The following is a 19,827-nucleotide window of genomic DNA, read 5'->3' on the forward strand; positions in this document are numbered from 1 at the left end:
TGCTACCGCTAACATCCAAAATGAAAAAACTGCTCCTTATTCGCCACGCCAAAGCAACCCACGAAAGTGGTTATGCCGATTTTGACAGACCCTTAAAAGAATCGGGTAAGCAAGATGCAAAAACAATGGCACAGGTCATAAAGGGGCAATCTATTATTCCGCAGGTTATTATAACAAGCCCCGCGTTACGCACGCAAACTACCGCCGATATTTTTGCAAACCAGCTTCAATTGGCCACCCCCGGTACCGATAAGCGGATTTACGAAGCCAGCGAGCAAACCTGGGTAAGGGTTATCAATGATTTACCCAACGGGCACGATTTTATTGCCATAGTGGGGCACAACCCCGGCATTAGCCAGGCTTTATACTATTTAACCGGACAGGTGAGGGATTTGCCAACTTGTGCTGTTGCCTTTATCAACTTTGATAACGATGATTGGCAATCTATTACTGAAGAAGACGGTCACCTGGCATTTTTTGATTCGCCAAAGGGGTAGTCGCGGTTAAGCTATCGGCATTGGGATAGCTTATATCTTGTGTGCTGTTGTTTGCTGATTGCTTTCTGTTGTACCATAATAGCCATATAACTCCTAAGGCTGCGTATAAGCATAAAATAATAGCCGGTACCCTGCCCACCTCATGCTGCAAATGATTGTGCGGCATAAATACACTTATTAGGGAAATTCCCATTCCGCCACCAAAAAAATAAGCGGTAGTAGTCATACTTGAACCTATTCCCACATGGGCGGCAGGTACCTGTTGTATGGCTAATACAGAGAAACTGGTGAAACAAATAGTCATCCCCAGGCCAGAAATGAGGGCCGCAGCGCAAAGCAGTAAGGTAAGGGTATCATGCTGTACTGCTAAAAAAAATACCAGTCCGCCGGCCAACATGCAAAACATACCCAGCAACGCGGTGCCAACAACTTTTAGCTTTAACAAAATAGACGGCAATATAAACCGGGCAACTACAGCCGAAAGCAGGCTATAAGGTACCAGGATAAGCCCGGCCTTTGCCGCGCTAAAATGCATATCCTGTTGCAGTACTATCGAAATTAAAAACAAATAGCTTGTAAAAAAAGCACCCAATGCTATAAACGCACCATTTCCTGCGGATAGGGAAGGGATACGGAATAGCGAAGGATCGATCAGAGGATTTTTCCCCTTTGTTATCCTGTAACGTACCATATAAATACAACCAGCAAGTGCAGCTACTAAAGGCAATAGCAATTTGCTATTTTGCTCAAAGTTGGGTAGTAAATGAACTATAAAAGATAGTATCACCAATCCTGTTACCAATAGTAAGCCCGAAAGAATATCTGGTTTTTGAGCCTTAACAGTTTTTTCTTTTTCTAACAATATGGCTGCCAATATAATAACAGCGGCTAATACGGGTACATTAATAAAAAATACCCATTGCCATCCCCAGTAACTGGAAATAAGGCCACCCAACGAAAGGCCGCTCCCTGAACCAATTGCAGCAAAAGAGCTGAAAATGCCAATGGCTTTGCCGCGTTCATGTGTTTCTGTAAAATAGTAATTAACAATGGCAAAGGCCGATGGCATTACAAAGGCAGCTGCCAAACCCTGTATCGCCCTAAAAAGTAACAGGAGTTCAAATGAGCCGGCAAGACCTGCGCCCAATGAGGTAACAAGGAATAACGAACAACCGGCAAGAAAGATCTTTTTGCGGCCAAAAACATCAGATAATTTGCCGCCGATAATCAAGAAACCACCATAAAACAGCACGTAAAAGGTTTGCAGCCATTGTACCTTATCGCCGCTAAGCAGGAATGTTTTTTGTATAGAAGGAATAGCCAGGTTAATGATAGCGATATCCAAAGCCTCCACGAAAATCCCCATCGACGCTATAATTAAAATGATGTTCTTTTTTGACATAGTTTTTATTTTGTCCTGTCAAAATTATAAAATAAGAAAATGCGATTTATTATACGTTTTAATTTTGGAACAGTATTGTGTATTTTGTAGTTTTAAAAGAACAAAACGTAATGTAGATTGATTTATGGAACTGCTGACAGAACAACAGGGAGTACAATTTTCGGGATTGGATAAAAAGGACTACGAGATATTGGCATTACTGCAAACCAACGCCAAGCTAACGGTAAGGGAAATTGCCTCAAAGGTGCACCTGAGTTCGACGCCCACGCATGAGCGGATTAAACGGATGGAGCAGCAGGGCGTAATACTTCAATACGGCGCTTTGTTAGATAACCGCAAAGTAAACAAAGGCATCATGGTGATTTGCCATGTATCACTTAAAGAGCATAACAAAAAAGCCGCGGGGCAATTTTTAGGTGCCGTTGTTGAATTTAAGGAAGTAATAGAATGCTACAACATATCCGGCGATTTTGATTTTATGCTTAAAATAGTCTCCACGTCGATGGAAAGCTTCCACAAATTTTTTGTGAACCAACTAAGCGAAGTCCCAAATATTGGTCAAACCAAAAGCATTTTTGTGATGGATGTGATTAAGCAAACGCATGTGTTGGTGTAGACGAAAAAATTTGTTATCCTATAACTACCGCGAGCTAAAATGACAACAAAATAAAAAAAGCCACCTATAGGGCAGCTCTTCTTTCAAAATATAAACTAAACTTACTTGATCACAATATCATATGGTAGCCGTGCCTGTGGGGTACGCACCATTTGGGTGAGGCCTTTTAGCTGTTCGTAAACGCGATAGTTATCACCCAGTTCAGATCGCATCATTTTTACTTTCATCTGGTTGGTAACATCGCCATCTAACTGTTTTAAGAAGCTTTTCTGCTCGGGATAAGCCACTACATTATAGTTTGTTAGTTTAGCTTTTTTTGCAGCGCTGGCTATAGCATCATTGATATTACCTAAACGGTCAACCAATCCTATTTTAATGGCCTGGCTGCCAGTCCATACACGCCCCTGGCCAATGCTGTTAATATATTCCTGTGTTTTACCTCGGCCTGCCGCTACCGCTTTGGTAAACTCGTCATAACCATGGTTTACATTGTTTTGTAAAATGGCTCGTTCTTCAGGGCTCAGTGGGCGACTAATATCGCCTAAATCAGCAAATTTCCCGGTTTTTACACCATCAAAGGTTACGCCTAATTTGTCATTAAACAGTTTTTGCATGTTAGGCAATATGGCAAAAATACCTATCGAGCCGGTGATGGTATTTGGTTCTGCAAAGATAGAATCTGCCGCGCAGCTGATATAATATCCGCCTGATGCCGCGTAATCGCCCATAGACACAATAATGGGTTTTACTTTTTTGGTTAAGGCAACCTCGCGCCAGATCACATCTGATGCCAAAGAGCTGCCGCCTGGCGAGTTTACACGCAATACCACAGCCTTTACCTTGTTATCCAGGCGCACTTTGCGAATGGCTTTTGAAATTCTTTCAGATCCTATACTATTATCGTCCCCCTCGCCGCCAGAGATCTCGCCATTGGCGTATACAATAGCGATTTGTTTTTTTGATGATGCATCATCATCGGCGTTATCGGCTTTACTTTTAGTGTATTCGTCTAAATCAACGCTAACTACATTGGCGGTTTTGCTGACGCCTGTACGCGTTTTCAATTCGTCAAGGATCTCATCTTTATATTTCAACCCGTCAATCAACTTCAACTTCAAAGCGTCCTCAGGGAACTGAACGCGGGCACTATTAGCATAATTAAATAGCGAATCTTTATTGATACCGCGGCTTTTGCTGATGCCTGTTAAAAAATGATCATATAACGAACCTAAGTAGGAGGTAACCTGCAAACGGTTAGGATCGCTCATTTTGGTGAGGAACAAAGGTTCAACAGCGCTTTTATAAGTGCCCACCTTTATAATCTGAACTTCTATGCCTAATTTATCCAGCGCGCCTTTCAGGAAGGTAACCTGCTGGCTAAAGCCGGTAAATTCAAAAATGCCTTTAGGGTTCATGTACACTTTATCGGCAACCGAGGCCAGGTAATAAAATCCCTGGGTATATACTTCTGAATAAGCTATCACAAACTTGTGCGATTTTTTAAAGTCGATAAGCGCATTGCGGATCTCTTCTGTAGTGGCCTGGCCCGATGTCATGTAGCTTTCATCAAGGAAAATGCCTTTGATGTTTGAGTCGGTTTTGGCTTTTTTAATATTGGCTAAAATGTCATTAAGCCCGGTTGATTTTTCGCTGTTCAATCCTAAAAAACTCAGTCCGGCAAGCGGATTATTGGGCGTACGTTCGGTTATGGGGGTGGTGAACGCCATGTGCAGTACAGAATTGGGTTCAACATCAACCGATTTATCACTGCTTGCCGAAACTACTATACCAACAACCAACACAATCAGGATCACCCCAATTAATAACACACCTAACATAGAGGCCAGAACGAATTTGAAGAATTGTTTCATTAATATTATAAATCTTTTTATCTATGCAAACTTAGTAATTCGGTACCGTATAATGTTAAGAGCTGCTTCTATAATATTTGTTACAACATGATTAATGTTTTTTTACTTTTAGGGAGCAATCTTGGTGACAGGAACGCATTTATGCAACAGGCAATTGTGCATATTGAAACTGATATTGCGCCGGTTTTACAGGCTTCGGATGTTTACGAAACTCAGTCATGGGGCAAAGCCAACGCGCCGGATTATTTGAACCAGGTGCTGTTGTTGCAAACGGATTTGCCGGCCCAAACTGTACTGCAAAAAATACTGGACATTGAATTATTATTAGGTCGCAGACGCGAGGAAAAGTGGGGTTCGCGTACTATAGATATTGATATATTGTTTTATGGCGATGCTGTTATCGATGAACCCAATTTGAAGGTGCCGCATCCCGAAATGCATAAGCGGAGGTTTACTTTGGAGCCCCTGGCCCAGATAGCTCCCGATTTTATACACCCGCTGATAAAAAAAAATATTTTAACACTAAAAAACGAACTTATTGACGGGTTGGTCGTAAAAAAAGTATAATTTTGAGTAATCACAAATCTTTATATGTCAGATATTTCACCAGAACAAGACTTTGATCTTTCCTTCCTTTATGAGATTGCCGATGGAAGCGATGAATTTATTGTTGAATCAATCGGGATGTTTCTTGAGCAAACGCCTCAGTTACTGAGTACTATAAGCAACGCGCTTGATGCCGGTGAATGGACAGAGGCTGGTAAGGCATCGCATAAATTAAAACCCAACCTTGGCTTTTTTGGTATGCCCATAAGCCAGGCCACTATACAGGAAGTGGAATTGGCATGTAAAGCGGGAGGGGAAAATCCAACACAGATATTTGCAAAATTTGCCCAGGTAAAAGCTACCGTTGAAGCTAACCTTGTTACTTTAAAACAAATTAAAGCAGAGAAAGAAGCAAGCCTTTAATTAGAGGTGAAAGGCGAAAGGTTTGCCTTGAGTTTTAAAATAATACCGGAGGTTGCATCCAAAGATGCGACCTTTTTTATTAGTAATACTTGTAAATTGTTGTCTTGAACCAGAAGTGATCAAAAGAAAAAGGCCGTCTATAAGACAGCCTTTTTTATTCCATAATTTTAGATCGATTATCTGCAAAAAACCTTTCGCCTTTATCCCTTACCCTTTCACCTAAGGATTAGCTATCTTTTTGATGACCGGTTATGATATGCTCACTTGCTATTTTAGTTTGAATGAGTGACAAGGTAATGTATATGAATATCACCACCGGCACTGCCACAAATTTAAAGAACAGAATAAGTATTGCCGAAAACAGGAGTAGTAAATAGCGGAAAAAGTTTTTATTAAAATCGCGGTTTTTAAATTTAAGCGACATTAACGGAATCTCTGATACCAGCAGGGTACACATTACAATGATTAAAACTGTTAGTGTGTATGGGTTTAAAATAAACCTTGCTAAAACCTCATACTGATCAATGATCAAAGGCAGCGATGCGATAAAGATTGCATTGGCAGGTGTAGGCAACCCGATAAAACTATCAGACTGGCGGGTATCGTTATTAAACTTAGCCAGCCGTAATGCCGAAAATACGGTTATTGAAAACGCCAGGTAATTTAAATACTCGCTCACGTGGTTTATTTGAGGAGCTTTTAAAAGCAGTTCATACAATATAGCCGAAGGCAAAAAGCCAAAACTTACCATATCGGCCAGCGAATCAAGGTCTTTACCTATAAAAGAATAGGAGTTAAGCACCCTTGATGCGAAACCATCAAAAAAATCAAAAATTGCTGCTAAGAAAATTGCATATGATGCAATCAGTAAATTACCCTGAAAAGCAAAGACTATACCAATACAACCACTGAACAGGTTTGCACAGGTTATGGCATTCGGCAGGTGTTTTCTAACTCGTCTCCTCATTTCGGGCATGAAGTTATCAAGATTTTATTAAGTAATAATGAAGTTACAAATAATATTAACATTAAATATAACTTCATTATCGCCCAAATATTACGAATTCATTGAGATCAGGAATTCTTCGTTGGTTTTTGTACCACGGATTTGTGCTTGTAAAAACTCCATTGATTCTTGTGAGTTCATATCAGCCAGGTGGTTACGTAAAATCCAGATGCGTTGCAGGGTTTCACGATCAAGCAGCAAGTCGTCACGACGGGTGCTTGAAGCAGTGATATCGATAGCCGGGAAAATACGTTTGTTTGAAAGTTTACGATCCAGTTGTAACTCCATGTTACCTGTACCTTTAAACTCTTCAAAAATAACCTCATCCATTTTTGAGCCGGTTTCTGTTAACGCTGTAGCGATAATGGTTAATGAACCGCCATCCTCAATGTTACGGGCCGCACCAAAGAAACGTTTGGGTTTGTGTAAAGCGTTCGCGTCAACACCACCAGATAATATTTTACCGGATGCAGGTGCAACGGTGTTATAGGCACGTGCTAAGCGGGTTATAGAATCTAACAGGATCACTACGTCATGACCGCACTCTACCATACGTTTTGCTTTTTCTAAAACAATGTTGGCAATTTTTACGTGACGCTCTGCAGGCTCATCAAATGTTGATGATACCACTTCGGCGCGTACGCTGCGGGCCATATCGGTAACCTCCTCAGGGCGTTCGTCAATCAGTAATATAATAAGATATACTTCTGGGTGGTTACGGGCAATGGCGTTGGCCACATCCTTTAATAACATGGTTTTACCTGTTTTAGGCTGGGCCACAATTAAACCACGCTGACCTTTACCAATAGGCGAGAACAAATCCATAATGCGGGTTGAATAATTACCAGCATCAGTGAACAGGCTCAGTTTTTCTGAAGGGAAAAGCGGTGTTAAGTGATCAAACGGAACACGATCACGCACTTCGGCAGGGATACGGCCGTTAATGGCTTCAACACGCACCAAAGGAAAATATTTTTCGCCCTCTTTTGGCGGACGGATGCTGCCGCGAACGGTATCACCTGTTTTTAAGCCAAAAAGTTTTATTTGCGATTGTGATACGTAAATATCATCGGGAGAAGTAAGGTAGTTATAATCAGATGATCTTAAGAAACCGTAACCATCGGGCATAATTTCTAATACGCCTTCGTTTACTATAACATTATCAAAATCAAGGTTGATAGCCGGTTCCTGGCTTTTTTGCTGATTGGGATTGGTACCATTGGCACGCCTGTCAAATTTTTGCGGGCGGGCTTCAGTTACCGGGCTTTCTGTTTTTGGTGCTGATTCGCCTGGCTGGTTGTCTGAAACTTCGGCAGCAACAGGGGTAGGGATATCGTTTTGCGCGTCTTCATTGTTTTGCTGATCTTCTTCTTCCTGATCAAACAGGTTGGTATCATCTAACGGAACTTCAACGCGGGGTTGTGTTTTTGGCTTTAATACACGGGTACGTTTGCGTGCTTTTTCGGCACCTGCTTCAACAGCGGGCTCGGGTGTAATTGGTGAATAGTTTTGTTCAACAATGTTTTGCTGTGCCCTTGCGGCTTCAATCAATTGTTGTTGTTCAACAATACGGGTTATCAGGGGCGCTTTGCGTAGTTCGTCAGCCTCACCAATACCTAAATTTTTTGCAATTTCGCGCAACTCTGATACGAGTTTGTCGTTCAATTCGATTTTATCAGACATGATATGAATTATAGTTCAAAGGGATTTTTAATATCGTAATTTGTTTTCAAACGGTAATAACGACACCATGTGCATATATGCTTTTAGTGTTACACAAGGGCATTATTATAAGAAATTGATCTTGAAGCATTGATTAAATAAACATCCAAACCCATTCAAAGCATTTACTAATAAATATCGTGGGATCTTAAATTGTTTCTTTAGTGCAAGAAAAATTCAAAGGAAAACGATGCAATTCTAAACAAATATTTCTTTATTTCAAATTAATTAAATAAATATTTGCTTTGTTATGGCCTTTAAGCTAAATTTTTAGTTTTTTTGACAATCAGAATATTTAACACCATCCTTCAATGATATCCCGCGCGCAGCTAATAGAGCAGATCAAACAAAAAAAATCTTTTTTATGTGTTGGTCTTGATACTGATATTAATAAGATCCCCGAATTTTTAAAAGAATACCCCGATCCTATTTTTGAGTTCAATAAGCGCATTATTGATGCCACTAAAGATTTGTGTGTATCCTATAAGCCTAACGCCGCTTTTTACGAAGCCCGTGGCATAAAAGGCCTGCAAAGCCTCATTGATACCTGGAAATACCTTCCTGCCGATACCTTAAATATAATAGATGCCAAAAGAGGGGATATCGGTAACACCTCTGATAAATACGCCCAGGCTTTTTTTAATGAAGATGCATCGGGCATGAGCTTTGATGCTATTACCATTACACCATATATGGGTAATGATAGCGTTACACCGTACCTGGCTTATGAAGGCAAATGGGTAATCATTCTGGCACTAACATCATCAGTAGGCAGTAAAGATTTTCAATACCTGCAAACAGGTGATGGTTATTTATATGAAACTGTTATTAAAAAAGCAAATACCTGGGCGGGTGCCGATAGGATCATGTACGTAGTGGGCGCCACCAAAAGCACCGAGTTTACCAACATCCGCGAATATGCTCCCGATAACTTTTTACTGGTGCCCGGGATAGGTGCACAAGGCGGTAGTTTAGCGGATGTATGTAAATACGGCATCACCAAAGATTGTGGACTCATCGTTAACGCATCCCGATCTATCATATACGCCGGTAACGACGAAAACTTTGCCGAAGCCGCCCGTGCAGAAGCCCAGGGCCTGCAGCAACAAATGCAGATAGAACTGGAAAAAGCAGGAATTATATAGTAGATGTGCAGGTGTGTAGATTTCAGATGTGCAGATGATTTTTTAATTTGAAAATTTGAGAATTTGAAGATTTGAAAATGATTTTTGTCTGAACCGGGATTATTCAGATTAGAGGATTAACAGGATTTTTTTCGCTACAAAGAATCCTGTTCATCGCTTAATCCTAAAAATCCCGGTTCTAAAAAAATCTGAAAATTCTGGTTCAGACAATCAAAATCCTGGTAATCTGAAAAATCCGTTTAATCCGGGTTCAGACAAATTTCCTCCAAACAATCATCCCTTTGTAAATCCGAAATCGAAATTCCCAAATCCGAAATAAAATAAGGTACTATTTCATAACTTACAGCCTTGTAAGTTCACAATATGAAAAGAACCCTACTTTCTGCCATTGCCCTTTCATTTTTAGTTTCCTTTTATGCCGCTGCGCAGGATAAAAAGCCCCTCAAACCTTTAGATATTAACCGCATACCTACCGTGAGTGATCCGCAGCTTTCGCCGGATGGCAAATGGGTGGCTTATAGTGTATCTGAAGTGGATACAGCAAAGGACAAACGGATATCGCACCTGTGGATGCAAAGCTGGGATGGTAAGGAATCATTGGAACTAACGCATGGCGGCGAACCTGCCTCATCGCCAAGGTGGTCACCAGATGGTAAATATCTTTCTTTTGTTTCATCCCGAGATTCAAAAAATGGCGGACAGATCTGGCTGATTGACCGCAGAGGCGGTGAAGGCGTTAAGCTTACAGATATTAAAGGTGATGTGGGCGACTACGCCTGGTCGCCAGATAGTAAGAAATTAGTTGTGGTAATAGGCGATCCGGAGAATAAGGGTAAAGAAGAACCCAAAACACCCAAACCAATTGTTATTGATCGCTACCATTTTAAACAGGATATAGAAGGATACCTGCAGCATTTGCATGAGCATTTATATCTGTTTGATGTGGAAACTAAAAAGCTGGATACGCTAACTAAAGGTGATAAAGATGAAGGATCGCCGGTATGGTCGCCAGATGGTAAAACCATCGCTTTTGTGAGCAATCGCAGTGTTGATCCTGATAAAAACGAGAATACTGATATTTTTACCATTGATGCCCACACCAACGCCACCATGCTGCAAATTACCAGCTGGAAAGGGCCCGACCGTAACCCGCAATGGAGCCCAGATGGCAGGTATATCGCTTATTTACGCTCAACCAGCGATGCTGATTATATGATGTATGATCAAAATATGCTTTGCATCACTGATGTGTTGGGCTCAAACAAAAAGATCCTTACCCAACAGCTTGACCGCCCCGTTGGCGACCAGGTTTGGGCAAGGGACAGCAAAAATATTTTATTTTTAGTAGCCGACGACCGGGAACGTTACGTTGCCAGCGTAAATATTAATAACGGCAAAATAAGTACAGTAACCAAAGGTGAGTATAGTGTTAGCGATATTAACTCGGGTTTAAACGGCAACCTGGCGGTGCAAAAAAGTGACCCCTATACCCCGGCCGAGCTATTTGCTTTAGAGGGCAGCAAACTGCGCCGTTTAACTTTCCATCAGCAGGCCTGGTTAAATACTGTTAAACTGGCCCATGTTGCGGGTTTTCAATCAACCAGTGTTGATGGCACTTTGGTTAACGGCATTATATTAACCCCGGATAGCAATGCAAAAAAACTACCCTTCATTTTGTTTATCCACGGCGGGCCGGTTGGGCAGGATGAGTTTTCATTTGACGCCACAAGGCAGGTACTGGCTGGTGCGGGCTACGCTGTTGCCGGTGTAAATTACCGTGGCAGTAACGGGCGTGGCCTGGATTATACCAAGGCCATTTTTGCCGATTGGGGTAATAAAGAAGTAAAAGACCTGTTAGGCGCTGTTGATCAGCTTGAAAAATTAGGCATAGCTGATCCTGATCATTTAGGTATTGGCGGTTGGAGCTACGGCGGCATCCTTACAGATTACACCATCGCCTCTGATACCCGTTTTAAGGCCGCTGCAAGTGGCGCCGGCAGCGCGCTACAACTATCTGTTTACGGCAGCGATCAATATGTATTGCAATATGAAAATGAATTGGGCGTTCCCTGGAAAAACGCGGATAAGTGGATTGCCCTATCATACCCGTTTTTTCATGCAGATAAGATAAAAACACCGGTATTATATATGTCTGGCCTCAAGGATTTTAACGTGCCTACTATCGGTAGCGAGCAAATGTACCAGGCACTACGGTCGCAAGGGATTCCTACCGAACTAATCCTCTACCCAAATTCATTCCATGGCATCAGTAAACCAAGTTACCAGGTAGATAGGCTACAACGTTATGTGGAATGGTATGATAAGTATTTGAAGAAATAGTTCTACAAAGGGGTAGCCGCTATGCGGTATTCTTTTATCTTATTGGTTTTTTGATGCCGCATAGCGGCTACCTGTTTGTAGAAAGAAAAGAACCGGGTAAGATGCCGCATAGCGGTTACCTATTCTGCTTATTGCAAGCTATTACCTTATCCGGAAATTTTAAAAGCGATTTCGCAGATTTACCACTGAAAGGAGAGGTTTTTAATTTGAATCTTTGATCTTTTTAACAACCGAGGCCATTTCATCTCTAAATTCTGTGCTTAAACCGTCAAGATCAGAGATTGAAACGATATCATCGGCAATCATAAAGGTAAGGGTAGAAACATATCTTGAACCGCGGAGGTCATCATATCGCCTTGCTATATATTTATCAAAATCACGTATGGCTCCATATAATTCTGCATAATGTTGCTGATCATTAACACCTTCATCTCTCCATTTTTGCATTATCAGGTCAAGTTCTTCCATGCCTTTTTTAAATTCGGAGGCAATACCTTTATCAATAAGTTCGCGAACCACTTTTTTATCTGATTTGCTGAGTTTTTGATATTCGTTATACATGGGTAAATCATTTAATACTCAAAAATACATACCCTTTTGATTAATAGGTTATCAATCGCCTAAAATTTATAAAACGTCACATTTTAAGGTATTGGTGTCTGTTGTGTTATTAATTATTAAATTACGTCCTGTTAAATTAGTGCTTACCTATCGCTATGAATAAAAACATACTATCTGTGTTTGTTGCTATATGGTTGTTTAGTGGTGCTATTGCCCAAACAGCCAAACGGCCACTCAAGCCAACCGATTTCAACAATATCCCCACTTTGCAAAATCCGGCTTTATCGCCCGATGGTAAATGGCTGGTTTATGAGCTTTCGGAGGTTGATACGGCTAAGGATAACCGGGTATCGCACCTTTGGATGCAGAGTTTTGATGGCAAACAATCTATCCAGCTAACTTATGGCGATGAGGCTGCTTCGTCACCTAAATGGACACCGGACGGTAAAAACCTGTCGTTTATAAGCGAGCGTGATTCTAAAAACGGGGGACAGATTTGGCTGATGGACCGGCGTGGAGGTGAGGGGCATAAACTAACCGATATTAAAAAAGGCGAGCTGGAAGATTATGTATGGTCGCCGGATAATAAGAAACTGGCACTCATCATTAAAGACCCCGAAAATGATGGTAAGGAACCTAAAACCATCCCACCAATAAAAATAGACCGTTATCATTTTAAGCAGGATATTGAGGGCTACCTGCAGCACCGGCATTCACACTTGTACCTGTATGATATCGAGAGTAAAAAACTGGATACCCTAACCAATGGGGATAGGGATGATGATTCGCCGGTATGGAGTCCGGACGGAAAGACGATAGCTTTTGTAAGCAACCATACTATCGATCCTGATAAAAACGAAAACTCGGATATTTTTACCGTGGAGGCAAAGGATGACGGCGAGATCAAACAGCTAACCACTTTTACGGGGCATGATATTCAGCCGGTGTGGAGCCCGGATGGCAGGCATATTGCTTACCTGCGCTCAACCAGCGATGCCAATTATTACATATACCAGCACGATCTGCTGTGCATTATGGATGCTGACGGCAAAAACAATAAAGTACTTACCGAAGCGCTTGACAGGCCGGTAAGCAACCATGCCTGGAGCAGAGATAGCAAAAATATAGTGTATCTGGTAAGCAACGACCGCACCAGGTACGTGGCGCAATACAATTTGCTGCTTAAAAAATCAACCACGGTTTATAAGGGGCAATGCAGCTTTGAAAGTTTAATAGGGCATACTCCCGGCATGTGGATCGCTAAAATGACCACGCCGTACATGCCTCACGAGCTGGTAGCCATTGAAAACGGAAAGATCAGGCGGCTCACTTTTCACCAGGATAAGTGGTTAAGTAAAATCAAACTGGCCTATGTGAAGGGCTTCCAATCGTTTAGTAATGATGGTACGTTAGTGTCGGGCATTTTATATACTCCAGATAGCGTGGTGACCAAAAAGATGCCTTTTATTCTTTACATCCATGGCGGCCCTACAGATCAGGATGAGTTTGAGTTCGATATGATCCGCCAAACGCTTGCTTCAGCCGGCTACGCGGTGGCGGCTGTTAATTACCGTGGTAGTACCGGTCGCGGCCTCGAATATACCAAGGCCATTTATGCCGATTGGGGTAATAAAGAAGTGCAGGACCTTTTAGGCGCTGTTGATGAGCTGGTTAAATTTGGTGTTGCCGACCGCGACCATTTAGGCATAGGTGGCTGGAGCTACGGCGGTATTTTAACAGATTATACTATAGCTACAGATCCGCGTTTTAAGGCCGCCTCAAGCGGCGCAGGCAGCGCACTGCAACTGGCCATTTATGGCAGCGACCAGTGGGTTATACAGTACGATAATGAATTAGGCTTTCCCTGGAAAAATTCCGAAAAATACATCAAGCTATCATACCCTTTCTTTCATGCCGATAAAATAAAAACCCCAACCCAGTTCATGTCGGGCTTAAAGGATTTTAATGTGCCAACTGGAGGTGGCGAACAAATGTACCAGGCACTTAAATCTCAGGGGGTACCTACGCAGATGGTGCTTTATCCCGGTCAGTTTCATGGCATTACCGTGCCAAGTTACCAGGTGGATAGGTTGCAGCGCTATATTGAATGGTATGATAAGTATTTGAAGTAAGTCCTGGCCGCTAACGTTACTATGTGTAAACATCTTTTTGGAATCGTGTCACTAAACAAAAACGATGTCATTTCGAACGAACCGGTGGAGGAGCGCGGCGGAGGTGAGGAGAAATCTTGTAAAAGCGGACATTCGATCACCCTGGGCGTATTTCTCCTCGCAGCCCTGCTTTTTCCCCGCGCTTGCTCGTTCGAAATGACATTTTCCTTTAATTAGAAATATGTATACAGGCAACAGCGCCCTAAAAGGGGAGTAAATAGATTTATGTAGAAATAATGAAGACTCCCTTTTGCAACAATACTTTTGCACAAAAACTTATTTTTTATTTTGATGTTTGCATGTAAATATCAATTGTGTTGAAAAGGGAGCAAAACATATTTAAAGAATTACAGGTGCTGTTTGTGGCGTCCTGCTATTTTTTTATAGCGGTTTCGCATATCTTTTTACTTCCCAGGCTAACCGGGGAAGGCAGCCAATTTGCTATAAGTCATAATTCTATATTTAAAAGAAATTCGGATAATGCAACCCTTAATGCTGTACATGTTAATTTCATTCAGCGTACAGATAAGGTAGTTGTTAACGATAAAAAATCGGCTATAGATCTGCTTAAAGCGGTTATCACCGGTTTTATTCTTGTTTTTTTTACGTTACAGGTTTGGAAGCTAAAGCCATGGCAATACCTGTTTAACGTACCGGCCGATGACTGCCGGTATGCATACCTTTCCTACTGCTCCTTCCGTATTTGATCTTTCCTGTTTAAAAATGTTAGGCCCTAAGCCCCGGCGCTTAGGCAATTATCAATTTTTAATCATTTATCGGTTTAAATTATGTTCAATCATGCTGTTGTTTGATCAATAAATAGCTGCGTGCGTCAAAACTGAATTGCCGGTAATACAATTCCCGAAAGTTTTTATGCAAATTTTAAAGAGAAGCACATTGGTTGCGGTAATTTTATTTACTGCAGTAGGTGCTTTTGCACAGCAAAATAACCCGCCTATTACCCTAAAAACGCTGCTATACCAGGTAAATGCCAATGCCCCGGTTTTAATAACCGATTCGGCAGCGATAGGCATTCGTAAGGCACAAGCTGCCGAAACACGCAGCAGTTGGTTACCCAACTTAAAATTAAATTACCAGGCCGATATTGGTACCAACAATAATGTGGCCGGTCCGTATTTTGGTTTTGGTATTATTCCATCCGATTCGAGGGGTGTACGTACCCAAAGTAACACCACCGCGGTATCTGCCAATGTAGGCATTGCCGCTTTGGATTGGGAGGTTTACAATTTTGGTGCCTATGGTGCCCAAAACAAGGTAGCCAACTCCGATATCCAGGTGGAACAAAGCCAGTTTGCCAATTCAAAATACCAGTTACAGTCTTATGCTATAGGTAATTACCTGCAACTGCTAAGGCTGCAAAATTTCCTTAATATCCAGGCCCGCAATATTCAACGTAATGTCGAGATCCGCCGGTCGGTACAATCGCTGGCTAAAAGCGGTGTAAGGGCGGGTGTTGATACCAGCATTGCCGAAGCCGAGCTATCAAAAGCCCGTTTAAATTATATTGAACTGGCCAACCAGGTAAAGCAAACGCAATTACAGCTATCGGCTATCAGCGGGCTGCCTTATCAGTCTATAATCCCTGATACGGCATCAGACCAGGAGTTAATCAATCAGCCTGCAATTGTGCAAACGTTGAGTGCTGATACTGCAACGCATCCGCTTATCAACTACTATCAGTCGGTTTATCAAAACAGTTTACAGCGAGAGGAAATGGTGAAAAAAAGCTATAACCCCAAGATCATGTTGGAGGCTGCTGCCTGGGGCCGTGGTTCAAGCGTAGATGCTAACGATCATTTCAACAGTTTATCTACAGGTTGGGGGTTCGACAGGAACAATTACCTGGTAGGAATAGGTGTTTCGTATAACCTGTTCGATCTGCGTCGCCGGCAGTTAAAACTACGCACGCAAAAGGCTACCACCAGTTACAATGCGCGTAAACTACAGGAGCAAAAACAATTGCTGTCGGTAAATGCCAGCCAGGCCGATGTAGAGATGCAAACCGCACAGCAGCGCCTGTTAGAAATTCCGCATCAATTAAAAGCTGCCAACGATGGTTACCGGCAAAAGCTATCGTTATATAAAAATGGCTTAACGGATATCATCGAGCTAAATGCAGCCCTCAATATCCTGTACCGCGCCGAAACCGATTACGCGCAGGCAAAATTTGCTTATTCCAACGCATTGTTCCAAAAAGCAGTTACCGATAACCAGGTAAATGCAGTTTTAAACCTTTTAAAATAACGTAATATGTCAATGGTCACCTCCGCGCTGAAAAGGCCCATCACTACCATAGTGATCACCATGAGCCTTTTGATATTTGCAGTGCTCAGTGCAATAAAAATACCTATCGATATTTTTCCGCAGTTAAACCTGCCAACTATATATGTGATAGAATCATACGGCGGCATGTCGCCACAGCAAATGGAAGGCTTTTTTAGTACCCGTTTGCAAGATCAGTTCCTTTATGTAAACGGCATTAAAGGTATCAGCAGTAAAAACATCCAGGGTTTAACGCTTATCAAGCTGGAGTTTTATGAAAGTACCAACATGGCCGAAGCTTCGGCCCAGGTTGCCTTGCAGGTAAACCGGGCGCAAAGCTTTTTTCCGCCGGGCGCGTTGCCGCCGCAGGTGGTACGCTTTGATGCCTCATCGTTGCCGGTTGGTCAGCTGGTGATGGATAGTAAAACCGAAAGCCTCAAAGATATTTATGATATGGCTGCTACCCGCATCAGGCCCATGTTTTCAACTATTCCGGGTTTATCGGCCCCGCCGCCATTTGGTTCAAACGCGCGGTCGATCATCTTAAGTGTTGATCCTAATAAGCTGCGCAGCTATAATTTAACGCCCGATGAAGTGGTTGATGCCTTATCCAAATTTAACGTAATGTCACCATCGGGTAATTTACGGTTGGATAATACCATCTACGTAACTACCATGAATACGCTCATCAAAAACACCGATACTTTTGGCAGTATCCCAGTGATCACCAAAAATGGCGTGCCCATTTATATGAAGGATATAGCCCGGGTAAGCGATGCGGCAGACGTTACGGTAGATTATGCCCTCATTAATGGCAAGCGTTCTGTTTATATCCCGGTAGTAAAAACAGCTGATGCCAGTACCTGGACTGTGGTACAAACCCTGAAAAGCAAACTGCCTGAAATGCAAAACCTGCTACCCGACGATGTAAAGATCAGCTACGCGTTTGACCAATCGGTTTTTGTGGTGAATGCGGTGAAAAGTCTGATCACCGAAGGTGGGCTGGGTGCCATACTCACCGGCTTAATGGTTTTGCTATTTCTGCGGGACTGGCGGAGCAGTTTAATTGTGGTGATCACCATCCCGGTTTCCATTTTAATCGGGGTGTTGCTGCTTAGCCTGTTTGGGCAAACCATCAATATTATGACCTTGAGTGGTTTGGCGCTGGCAATCGGTATCCTCGTCGACCAGGCCACGGTGACTATCGAAAACATTCACCAGCACCTGGAAATGGGTAAAACAAAACAACAGGCCATTTATGATGCCTGCGAAGAGATTTCGTTTCCGCTGTTGTTGATCCTGCTTTGTATCCTGGCTGTTTTTGCGCCGTCATTTATGATGAATGGGGTGCCAAAGGCCATGTTTCTGCCGCTATCGATGTCGATAGGTTTAACCATGATCGTATCGTACATCATAGCCCAAACCTTGGTGCCTATATTGAGTAATTGGATGATCAAGGCCGAGCAGTATCAGCATTACCACCACGATAAGGTGCACGCCCATGCGGGTGAGTCGTTAGATAGCGACGAAGAAAAACAAGTTGACAGGCATCTTAGCGAAGAGGAAACGCACCCCGAGCAAAACGACCTGTTTGAAAAGGTGAAGCTTAGGTTTATGAAGATTATCAGCGGTTGGATGCCTCATAAACGCATTATTGTACCGGTTTACCTGGTTGTTGTACTTGTACTGGCCGGTTTAGGTTTTGTGCTGATAGGAAAAGATATGATGCCGAAATTGAATAATGGCCAGTTCCAGATGCGGATTAAGGAACCCGAAGGCACCCGCCTTGAACGCACCGAAGATAAGTTTAAACAGGTACTGAGCATCATTGATAAAACGGTAGACCATCATGTGGCCATTACATCCGGTTATATTGGGTTGGTACCCAGTAGTTTTGGCAGTAGTAACCTGTATGTTTTTAATACAGGTACGCATGAGGCCGTATTGCAGGTAAACCTTGATGAGGGTTACAAGATGAATATGGACGAGCTGAAAGATGCCCTCCGTAAAAACATAAAACAGGCAATTCCAGAAATGACCATTGGGTTTGAGCCTATTGATATGACCGAAAAGATCATGAGCCAGGGCGCGTCAACTCCTATACAGGTGCAAATAGCAGGCAAGAATATGCAGCAGATTGAGGATCAAAGTAACAGGATATTAAGCAAGCTGAAAAAGATCCCATACCTGCGCGATGTACAGATAGACCAGCCCCTGAGGTTCCCGATTGTATCTATAACGCTTGACAGGCTAAAGGTTGCCCAACTGGGGTTGAATATTAAAGATGTTGCCCGGTCGGTAACTGCAAGTACATCATCGAGCAGGTTTACCGAGAAAAACCTTTGGCTGGATGAAAAGTCGGCCTATACTTATCAAGTGCAGGTGCAAGTTGCGGAGTATGTAATGAATACGATGGACGAGTTGAAGGAGATACCACTGTTGAAGGGTCAAAGCTCGCCAACCCTGGCTGATGTAGCCACTTTCAAGGTAAACTATGCGCCCGGCGAGTATGATCGCAGTGGCCCGCGGCGGTATTTAACTGTGAGCGCCAATATCTATAAAAAAGACCTGGGGACGGCTACAGCCGATGTGCAAAAGGCAGTGCAATCTTTAGGTACACCGCCCAAAGGTTTGGTCACTGAGATTAAAGGTATGTCTAGCCTGCTGACAGAAACCTTGAGCAGCCTGCAAAACGGGTTGATGTTTGCCATTTTGGTGATATTTTTATTACTGGCGGCTAACTATCAGTCGTTTAAAGTTTCATTAACGGTATTATCTACTGTTCCGGCTGTAATATTAGGGTCGATAACAGCATTACTGATTACCGGCTCAACCCTAAACCTGCAATCATACATGGGGATGATCATGTCGACCGGGGTATCGGTAGCCAATGCCATTCTGATTGTAACCAATGCCGAGGCTTTGCGGTTGGAATATAAGGATGCAACAAAGGCAGCCATTACCAGTGCTTCTATTCGTCTGCGACCTATCCTGATGACAAGTTTGGCTATGATGGCCGGCATGATCCCCATGGCTTCGGGCATGGGTGAGGCCGGCGAACAAACCGCGCCGCTTGGCCGTGCGGTAATAGGTGGGCTTTTTGCCTCTACTTTGGCAGCCTTATTTATACTACCGCAGGTATTTGCCTGGGTACAGGCTAAAACAACCTATAATTCACCCTCGCTGATGGAAGGCGTGCAAACTAATCAACTCCAACAAATTGAAACACAAAACATATAAGATA

General features: G+C 42.7%; 15 protein-coding genes. 10 read left to right on the plus strand and 5 right to left on the minus strand.

Annotated elements, in window-relative coordinates:
• Positions 1-20: 20 nt before the first annotated feature.
• Positions 21-497, plus strand: a complete 477-nt coding sequence (locus FHS10_RS18815; protein WP_259093414.1) for a SixA phosphatase family protein — start codon at positions 21-23, stop codon at positions 495-497.
• Here FHS10_RS18815 and FHS10_RS18820 read toward each other — a convergent pair.
• Positions 448-1,899, minus strand: a complete 1,452-nt coding sequence (locus FHS10_RS18820) for an MFS transporter (protein WP_259093416.1) — start codon at positions 1,897-1,899, stop codon at positions 448-450. The genes FHS10_RS18815 and FHS10_RS18820 overlap by 50 nt on opposite strands.
• A 124-nt stretch (positions 1,900-2,023) precedes the next feature.
• Between FHS10_RS18820 and FHS10_RS18825 the strand changes: the two genes are divergently transcribed.
• A complete protein-coding gene (locus tag FHS10_RS18825) occupies positions 2,024-2,515 on the plus strand; it encodes an Lrp/AsnC family transcriptional regulator (protein ID WP_259093417.1) in 492 nt (163 codons plus the stop codon).
• A gap of 101 nt (positions 2,516-2,616) precedes the next feature.
• On the opposite strand, the gene sppA is transcribed toward FHS10_RS18825, so the two are convergent.
• Entirely contained in the window at positions 2,617-4,386 is a 1,770-nt protein-coding gene (gene sppA / locus FHS10_RS18830; protein ID WP_259093419.1) for a signal peptide peptidase SppA, read from the minus strand.
• An 87-nt stretch (positions 4,387-4,473) separates the two neighbouring features.
• On the opposite strand from sppA, the gene folK reads away from it, so the two are divergent.
• Both folK and FHS10_RS18840 read left to right on the plus strand, forming a co-directional pair.
• Positions 4,474-4,953, plus strand: a complete 480-nt coding sequence (gene folK / locus FHS10_RS18835; protein WP_259093420.1) for a 2-amino-4-hydroxy-6-hydroxymethyldihydropteridine diphosphokinase — start codon at positions 4,474-4,476, stop codon at positions 4,951-4,953.
• Positions 4,954-4,977: 24 nt separating this feature from the next.
• Complete coding sequence (locus tag FHS10_RS18840; RefSeq protein ID WP_259093422.1) at positions 4,978-5,355, plus strand: Hpt domain-containing protein; 378 nt, start codon at positions 4,978-4,980, stop codon at positions 5,353-5,355.
• A gap of 226 nt (positions 5,356-5,581) precedes the next feature.
• Here the strand turns inward: FHS10_RS18840 and pssA are convergent, their stop codons facing one another.
• Positions 5,582-6,322 (minus strand): CDP-diacylglycerol--serine O-phosphatidyltransferase, encoded by a 741-nt coding sequence (gene pssA, locus FHS10_RS18845; RefSeq protein ID WP_259093423.1) that lies wholly within the window; start codon positions 6,320-6,322, stop codon positions 5,582-5,584.
• A 90-nt stretch (positions 6,323-6,412) separates the two neighbouring features.
• A complete protein-coding gene (gene rho, locus FHS10_RS18850; protein ID WP_259093424.1) occupies positions 6,413-8,044 on the minus strand; it encodes a transcription termination factor Rho in 1,632 nt (543 codons plus the stop codon).
• Positions 8,045-8,397: 353 nt separating this feature from the next.
• On the opposite strand from rho, the gene pyrF reads away from it, so the two are divergent.
• Positions 8,398-9,228 (plus strand): orotidine-5'-phosphate decarboxylase, encoded by an 831-nt coding sequence (gene pyrF / locus FHS10_RS18855; protein ID WP_259093533.1) that lies wholly within the window; start codon positions 8,398-8,400, stop codon positions 9,226-9,228.
• 363 nt (positions 9,229-9,591) lie between these two features.
• The gene (locus tag FHS10_RS18860) at positions 9,592-11,568 is read left to right on the plus strand and encodes a S9 family peptidase (protein ID WP_259093425.1); all 1,977 of its coding nucleotides are present in this window, start codon (positions 9,592-9,594) and stop codon (positions 11,566-11,568) included.
• Positions 11,569-11,769: 201 nt separating this feature from the next.
• On the opposite strand, the gene FHS10_RS18865 is transcribed toward FHS10_RS18860, so the two are convergent.
• Complete coding sequence (locus FHS10_RS18865) at positions 11,770-12,129, minus strand: hypothetical protein (protein WP_259093426.1); 360 nt, start codon at positions 12,127-12,129, stop codon at positions 11,770-11,772.
• A 155-nt stretch (positions 12,130-12,284) separates the two neighbouring features.
• Between FHS10_RS18865 and FHS10_RS18870 the strand changes: the two genes are divergently transcribed.
• The 4 genes from FHS10_RS18870 to FHS10_RS18885 all read left to right on the plus strand — a co-directional run bounded on the left by FHS10_RS18870 (position 12,285) and on the right by FHS10_RS18885 (position 19,823).
• Positions 12,285-14,261 (plus strand): S9 family peptidase, encoded by a 1,977-nt coding sequence (locus FHS10_RS18870; RefSeq protein WP_259093427.1) that lies wholly within the window; start codon positions 12,285-12,287, stop codon positions 14,259-14,261.
• A 356-nt stretch (positions 14,262-14,617) separates the two neighbouring features.
• Positions 14,618-15,007, plus strand: a complete 390-nt coding sequence (locus FHS10_RS18875) for a hypothetical protein (protein ID WP_259093429.1) — start codon at positions 14,618-14,620, stop codon at positions 15,005-15,007.
• A 166-nt stretch (positions 15,008-15,173) separates the two neighbouring features.
• A complete protein-coding gene (locus tag FHS10_RS18880) occupies positions 15,174-16,565 on the plus strand; it encodes a TolC family protein (protein WP_259093431.1) in 1,392 nt (463 codons plus the stop codon).
• Between the two features lie 6 nt (positions 16,566-16,571).
• On the plus strand, positions 16,572-19,823 hold the full coding sequence (locus tag FHS10_RS18885; protein WP_259093433.1) for an efflux RND transporter permease subunit: 3,252 nt from the start codon (positions 16,572-16,574) through the stop codon (positions 19,821-19,823).
• The last annotated feature ends 4 nt before the right edge of the window (positions 19,824-19,827 follow it).

This window comes from Mucilaginibacter dorajii (genome assembly GCF_024808255.1).
GTDB classification, from domain to species: Bacteria; Bacteroidota; Bacteroidia; order Sphingobacteriales; family Sphingobacteriaceae; genus Mucilaginibacter; species Mucilaginibacter dorajii.